Annotated in this window: 6 protein-coding genes; 1 reads left to right on the top strand and 5 read right to left on the bottom strand. The window is 71.8% G+C overall.

Annotation, left to right across the window (positions count from 1 at the left end):
* The 5 genes from ACFWGN_RS15385 to ACFWGN_RS15365 form a co-directional block, all read right to left on the bottom strand.
* The coding region (locus ACFWGN_RS15385) for an HtaA domain-containing protein (RefSeq protein ID WP_377617963.1) at positions 1–2,649 on the bottom strand (2,649 nt) is incomplete at its 3' end.
* Positions 2,650–2,894: 245 nt separating this feature from the next.
* The gene (locus ACFWGN_RS15380) at positions 2,895–3,491 is read right to left on the bottom strand and encodes a LemA family protein (RefSeq protein ID WP_056652604.1); all 597 of its coding nucleotides are present in this window, start codon (positions 3,489–3,491) and stop codon (positions 2,895–2,897) included.
* A 146-nt stretch (positions 3,492–3,637) separates the two neighbouring features.
* Entirely contained in the window at positions 3,638–4,372 is a 735-nt protein-coding gene (locus ACFWGN_RS15375; RefSeq protein ID WP_377617962.1) for a hypothetical protein, read from the bottom strand.
* A 37-nt stretch (positions 4,373–4,409) separates the two neighbouring features.
* Complete coding sequence (gene pyrE, locus ACFWGN_RS15370) at positions 4,410–4,994, bottom strand: orotate phosphoribosyltransferase (protein ID WP_056652610.1); 585 nt, start codon at positions 4,992–4,994, stop codon at positions 4,410–4,412.
* Positions 4,995–5,055: 61 nt separating this feature from the next.
* Positions 5,056–5,823, bottom strand: a complete 768-nt coding sequence (locus tag ACFWGN_RS15365) for an SDR family NAD(P)-dependent oxidoreductase (protein WP_377617960.1) — start codon at positions 5,821–5,823, stop codon at positions 5,056–5,058.
* Between the two features lie 127 nt (positions 5,824–5,950).
* Here ACFWGN_RS15365 and ACFWGN_RS15360 point away from each other — a divergent pair, with 127 nt between their 5' ends.
* Positions 5,951–6,742, top strand: coding sequence for an exodeoxyribonuclease III (locus tag ACFWGN_RS15360; RefSeq protein WP_377617958.1), 792 nt, complete (start codon positions 5,951–5,953; stop codon positions 6,740–6,742).
* Positions 6,743–6,911: the final 169 nt, after the last annotated feature.

Here is a 6,911-nt window from a genome sequence, read left to right as displayed (position 1 = left end):
GCCCGACCAGATCGACGCGTCGCCCAGCAGCACGTACGCGCCGTACTGCGCACCCGCACCCACGAACCCGGTACCCGAGATCGTGAACGTGTTCTCGACCGCAGGGTCGAGGTCCGCGCTCGGCGTGACCGTCACCTTCGGGTCAGCCACCGGAACCACCGGCTTGCCGACGACCGTGACGGTCGCCGTCCCCGTGGCGCCGAGCACGCTCGTGACGGTCACCGTGAGGTCACCGGAGGTCTGGTCGGTCGGCACCGTCACGACGACCGAGTCGCCGTTCACGACGAAGCTTGCGGACGCGTCACCCAGGAGGACCGAGGACACCTTGTCCCCCGTCGCGAGACCCGCGACGGTCAGCGTGAGCTTGTCGCCGGCGGTCACCGAGGAGGAGCCGGGGGTCACGGTCAACGGAGCCGGCGTCTCGGTGAAGCTGACCGGGACCGAGAGCTCCTGGTCGGCGTTCTTCACGCCGCCCGCACCGTAGGTGTAGACGCCGTAGCGGCCACCCTCGAGAGCCGCGGGGGCCTTCAGCGTGAGCGTGGCCGTGAACGTGCCGTCAGCGGCGATGTCGGCCCACTGGCCACGGATGATCGACTGGTTCGCGGGGCTGAGCTGGTTCAGCACGGTCTCCGACAGCGCCCATGCCTGCGAGCCGACCTTGCGTGCCGAGCTCGCCACGCCCTCCGACGGGCGCCACGCCTCGGCAAAGCTGCCGAACACGACGTAGTTACCCTGCGGCAGGGTGTTGGGGATCGGGTTGCCGTATCCACCGACGTTCGCCGCCGGATCGAAACCGGAACCCTTCACCACGATCGCGTCACCAGGACGCACCACCGTGTCACCCAGCGGCGTCACACCATCAGCAGCGAAGACCTCGATCGCAGGCTCGAACACCGGAGCCGGTGTCTCGGTGAAGCTGACCGGGACCGAGAGCTCCTGGTCGGCGTTCTTCACGCCGCCCGCACCGTAGGTGTAGACGCCGTAGCGGCCACCCTCGAGAGCCGCGGGGGCCTTCAGCGTGAGCGTGGCCGTGAACGTGCCGTCAGCGGCGATGTCGGCCCACTGGCCACGGATGATCGACTGGTTCGCGGGGCTGAGCTGGTTCAGCACGGTCTCCGACAGCGCCCATGCCTGCGAGCCGACCTTGCGTGCCGAGCTCGCCACGCCCTCCGACGGGCGCCACGCCTCGGCAAAGCTGCCGAACACGACATAGTTGCCCTGCGGCAGGGTGTTGGGGATCGGGTTGCCGTATCCACCGACGTTCGCCGCCGGATCGAAACCGGAACCCTTCACCACGATCGCGTCACCAGGACGCACCACCGTGTCACCCAGCGGCGTCACACCATCAGCAGCGAAGACCTCGATCGCAGGCTCGAACACCGGAGCCGTGGGCTCCTCGCCCTTGAACGTGACGGGCGTGAACGTGTCGAGCGTGCGGTCCGTGACCGACAGGCCGTGCGCAGCCGACGTCGCGACCACGTACTCCTTCGTGGCGTCGAACGAGCCCGCCGGGACCGTGATCGTGGTCGTGAACGCGCCGTCGACGATCGAGCGGACGTAGACCTGCTGCAACCAGCCCTCGGCCAGGAGCGGTCCTTCGCCCTTCCAGATCGACGACTCGCCCAGCAGGACGTAGGCACCGTTCTTCGCGCCAGCACCCACGAACCCCGTACCCGAGATCGTGAACGTGTTCTCCACCGACGGGTCGACGTCCGCGCTCGGCGTGACCGTCACCTTGGGGTCGGCCACCGGAGCAGGCGGGTCGACGGTCTTGGCCGTCACGGTGTGCGCGGAGGCCGCGGACGTCGAGGCGGCGAACGCGGCTGCGTCGGCCGGGGTGAAGCGTGCCGAGTAGGCGTGCTCCCCCACGGTCGGAGCCGCGACGTCGAGGCGAGCGGCGCCGTCGGACACCGTGGCCGTCCCCAGCGAGGTGGGTCCGTCGAGGAACTCGACGCTGCCCGCTGCGGCCGGGGCGACCGTCGCGCTCAGCGCGACCGCGGTCCCCTCGACCGAGGTGCCCGCCGGGGCGACCGCGAGCGTCGTGGTCGTCGGTGCGGCCGGCGCCACCGGGAGCGGCGCGTCGAGCGTGGCGGTGAAGGTCGACATCGGCTGGCCGACGTAGTCGGCGAAGTTGCCGTCGAGCGCGCCGAACGCGCTGGACAGGGCACCGTTCGCCGTGACGGTCAGCGTGTCACCTGCGCGGGCCGTGCTCACGGCCACGTCGGCGACCTTGACGTCGTCCGCCAACCCCGCGGCCGTGGTGACGTCCGCGGTGAGGACACCGGTCGTCGGCGAGCTGATCGCGAGACGCAGGTCGGCGACCGTGATGTCGAGGACGCCGCCGTGCGCCGTGTAGTTGGTCGATCCACCGAAGCGCAGCGCGCCGACGCCCGTCACGGGGTCGATGCTGCCGCTCGCGGGCGAGTACACGGACTTGCCGTTGCTCAGCGCCGGCGTGATGGTCCCCGCACCGCCGACGTAGCCGGTCCAGCTGTCCTTGAGGTTCCAGGTGGCGCTGCCGCCCGACACCGCGACGGTGTCCGCAGCGCTGGCGGGGGTGACCCCGACGACAGCGAGACCGGCGACGAGCGCTCCGGTCAGGAGTGAGGCGAGAGCGCGACGGCGCCCTCCCCGTTGTGTGATGAGCACTCGGTCTCCCGTGATGGTTCGTGGGCCGCCCGCGATGGCGGCGTCAGGGCGGCAGGTCTCTCGACCATCGCCCTGTGGACCATATAAGGCGTGCCTCACCAAAGCAAGGATTACCTTATCTCCTGTGGTCGGAGTCACACCCTCGTCTCAGACGCCCGTCGGACCGGGACGCGCCGAGGGGCGGCGCGCCCCTGGCGCACCGCCCCTCGTCCGTCCGTGCCGCACGTCGCGGCCGATCCTCGACCTCAGCGGTCGAGGATCGGGCCGTTGCCGTTGAAGTCCAGGCGCGGCGCGTTGCGCACCGCCGGGTTGTCGACCTCGAAGTACTCGGCCCGCTGGAAGCCGAACATCTTCGCGATGACGTTCGGCGGGAACGTCTCGACCTTGGTGTTCAGCGTGCGGACGTTCGCGTTGTAGAACCGACGACCGGCCGCGATGCGGTCCTCGGTGTTGGTCAGCTCGGCCTGGAGCTGACCGAAGTTCTCGCTGGCACGGAGCTGCGGGTAGGCCTCGGCGACCGCGAACAGCCGACCGAGCGCCTGCGTCAGCTGGTTCTCCTTGGCCGCCTGGTCCGCCGGACCGGAGACCGGGCCCGCGGCCGCCGAACGCGCGGCAGCGACCTGCTCGAACACACCCCGCTCGTGCGCGGCGTAGCCCTTGACGGTCTCCATGAGGTTCGGGATGAGGTCGTGACGGCGGTGCAGCTCGACGTCGATCTGACGCCACGACTCCTGCACCAGGTTCCGCAGCCGGACGAAGCCGTTGTACTGCGCGACCGCCCAGAAGAGAACGATCAGGACGATGACGCCGATGACGATCAAGGCGATGATGCCGCCTGACATGCTGCCCCCTTGGGCTGGGTTGGTCGGACCGCTCGACCCGGACGACCGCACGACCGGACCCGACGGACCGAGGGTGCGCGACGTCGTCGGGCGACGCGGAAGGTAGGTGCATCGTAGCGGGGTGCACCCCGTGCAGGACCGACGCGTCAGGGCGCCGGCGTCCCCCGCCTCGGAGCAGGACGGGGCGACTCGCCCTGACGACGCGGCGGCACCGCCCCTCGGTCGAGCCAGACGTGGTCCGGGATCGCGTCGGCCACGACCGCGAGCCGTGACATCAGGGGGAGCACGTTGTCCAGGACCGTCCGGCCGCCCGTCCACCCGAGGATCGCGTCGCCCTCGATCCGCACGTTGCGGCGCGCGAAGTCCGGCTCCAGGAGACGGTGCATCAGGCGCGGGTGCAGGACCTGGTGCGCGAACCGGAGATCGCTCGCCTCGATGCGCCAGGCCCGGTTGAAGTCCTCCGACTCGAGCTGGATGTCCTGCCCGCCGAACGCCTTGGCGACCCGGGTCCCGAAGCCCTCGGGCGTCAGCTCGAGCGTGGGCAGCGCCACCGGGAGGAACAGGACGACCACGTGCGCGGTGTGCGTCGTCTCGCTCTTGCCACCGCCCACCGTCCAGACGTACGTGAACGACAGCGCGGGGCGGCCCGCGTACTGCCCCGCGAGGACCTCGGTCGCCTTGCGGGCGTGCCCCGCCCCGAACGGTGTCCCCTTCCAGCGCTTCGCGAGGTCGCGGTCGAGGTCCGCGTACCCCAACCCGTGGCGCGCGGCCCACGCCTCGAACATGCGCCTGCGGGCCTTGCCGGCCCGCCAGAACACGTACATCAGGCCGACCACGACGAGGTCCACGAGGACGAAGACGACCCAGGCCAACCAGGTCATGCCCTGCCCCTCCCCCTTCAGGCCTGCTCAGGCCTGCTCAGGCGAGGTCGAAGTCCGTCAGACCGAAGATCGAGAAGTAGGGCACGCCCAGCGCCTCGATCTTCTCGCGCGCACCCGTGTCGCGGTCCATGATCGTCGCGACGCCCACGACCTCGGCCCCCGCTGCCCGCGCCGCCTCGATCGCCGTGATGGGCGAGCCACCCGTCGTCGTCGTGTCCTCGACGACGACGACGCGGCGCCCCGCGATCTCCGGCCCCTCGATCTGACGCTGCATCCCGTGGGCCTTGGCGGCCTTGCGCACCACGAACGCGTCGAGGTCCTGGCCCCGCGAGGCCGCGGCGTGCAGCAGCGCGGTCGCGATGGGGTCAGCACCCAGCGTCAGACCGCCCACGGCGTCGACCTCCGCGGTCCCCAGCCCGGCCTCCTCGAGCTGGTCCAGCAGGACGTGCCCGACGAGCGGCGCCGCGCGGTGGTGCAGCGTGATGCGGCGCAGGTCCACGTAGTAGTCGGCTTCCTTGCCCGAGGAGAGCGTGACCTTCCCGTGCACGATCGCCAGCTCGGCGATCAGGTCGCGGAGCTGCTCGCGGGGCGTCGGGGACAGGTGCGTGGAGGTGTCGGTCATGGGGTCAAGGCTAGCGTTCCTGCGGGTCCGTCCTCCGCGCCCGACCGCGACCCGAGACCGGTCAGCGCGCCTCGAACGCCCGCACGGCGGCACGCGGCGCGACCTTGAGCAGCCCCGACGCCAGCCGGTACCGCAGCGAGGGCGTCGAGATCACGACGCCGCGGCGCACGTCCGCGAGGGCCGCCGCGACGACCCGGTCCGCGTTGAGCCACGCGACCTCGGGAAGCTGCGTGTAGTCGATCCCGGCCCGCTCGTGGAACTCGGTGTGCGTGAGCCCCGGGCACAGGGCCGTGGCCGTCACGCCCGTCCCGCGCAGCTCGACCGCGAGCCCCTCGGTGAACGTCCGCACCCACGCCTTGGCGGCCGAGTAGGTCCCGCTCGCCGTGAGCGCCGCGACCGACGCGACGTTGAGGATCGCGCCGCGCCCGCGCTCGGTCATCTGGCCCGCCGCAGCGTGCGAGAGCACCAGGACCGCGCGCACCATGACGTCCAGCGCCTTGACCTCGGCGTCGACGTCGCCGCCCACGAAGCGCTGGTGCACCGCGTAGCCGGCGTTGTTGACGAGCAGGCCCACGGGCCGCTGCCCTGCCTCGTCCTCGTGGACCACGGCGAGGCGTGCTGCGACGCGCGCGACGTCGTCGGGCACCGAGAGGTCCGCCGGGAGCACCTGGACCCGCACGCCCGCGGCCGCGCGGATCTGCGCCGCGACGCGCTCGAGGCGCTCCTCGTCGCGCGCGACGAGGACCAGGTCGTGACGGGCCGTGGCCAGCTGCCACGCGAACTCGAGGCCCAGGCCGGCGCTCGCGCCGGTGATCAGTGCAGTCGCCATGGGCCCAGCCTAGGGGGCGCGGCACGCTCGGGGGGACCCCGTGCCCGACGGCGCCACGCACCGTCGAGCCGTCGGCCTCCGCCCAGCGGCACACCGGGCGTGGGTCGCCCCGGCTAGCCTGGGCGCCATGCGACTCGCCACCTGGAACATCAACTCGATCCGAGCCCGCGCCGAGCGTGCGGTGGCCTTCCTGGAGCGCTCGGGCACCGACGTGCTCGCGCTGCAGGAGACCAAGTGCAAGGACGCCCAGTTCCCGCACGAGGTCTTCGAGGCCGCGGGGTACGAGGTCGCGCACTTCGGGCTGAGCCAGTGGAACGGGGTCGCGATCGTGTCCCGCGTGGGGATCGAGGACGTCGAGACGGGTTTCGCGACGCAACCGCACTTCGGGGCCGAGCCACACCTGGAGGCCCGGGCGATCGGCGCGACGTGCGGCGGCGTGCGCGTGTGGAGCCTGTACGTGCCGCACGGGCGCGGGCTCGACGACCCGCACTACCCGTACAAGCTCGAATGGCTCGGCAACCTGCGCAACCAGGCCGCGGGCTGGCTCGCGGCCGATCCTGCGGCGCAGGTCGCGCTCGTCGGTGACTGGAACGTCGCGCCGCTCGACACCGACGTGTGGGACCCGGCCGTGTTCGCGGGGCACACGCACACGTCCCCGCCCGAGAGGGCGGCGTTCGCGGCGTTCGCCGAGGCCGGGTACACCGAGGTCACGCGCGAGTTCTTCCCCGAGGAGCACAAGTACACCTACTGGGACTATCAGCAGCTGCGCTTCCCCAAGAACCAGGGCATGCGGATCGACTACGCCTACCTGTCCCCTGCCCTGCGGGCCCGTGCGACGGGAGTGGAGATCGACCGCGACGAGCGCAAGGGCAAGGGCGCGTCGGACCACGTGCCGGTGATCGTGGACTTCTCGGACTGAGCGCCGAGCCCCCAGGCGGCCCCCCGGCCGCTCCAGGCACCGAGACCCCCCGGTGCCGAGAACGGGGTTGTGGGGGGTTGGTGTGGAAGAAAGACCCCAACCCCCGGGGGCGGAGGGGGGGGGGGCGCAGGCCCCCGGGGACCCCACCCGGGACGACGGGGCCCCCCGC

Source organism: Oerskovia sp. NPDC060338, assembly GCF_042726295.1.
GTDB classification, from domain to species: domain Bacteria; phylum Actinomycetota; class Actinomycetes; order Actinomycetales; family Cellulomonadaceae; genus Oerskovia; species Oerskovia merdavium.
This window is presented reverse-complemented; position numbering and strand designations above follow the sequence as displayed.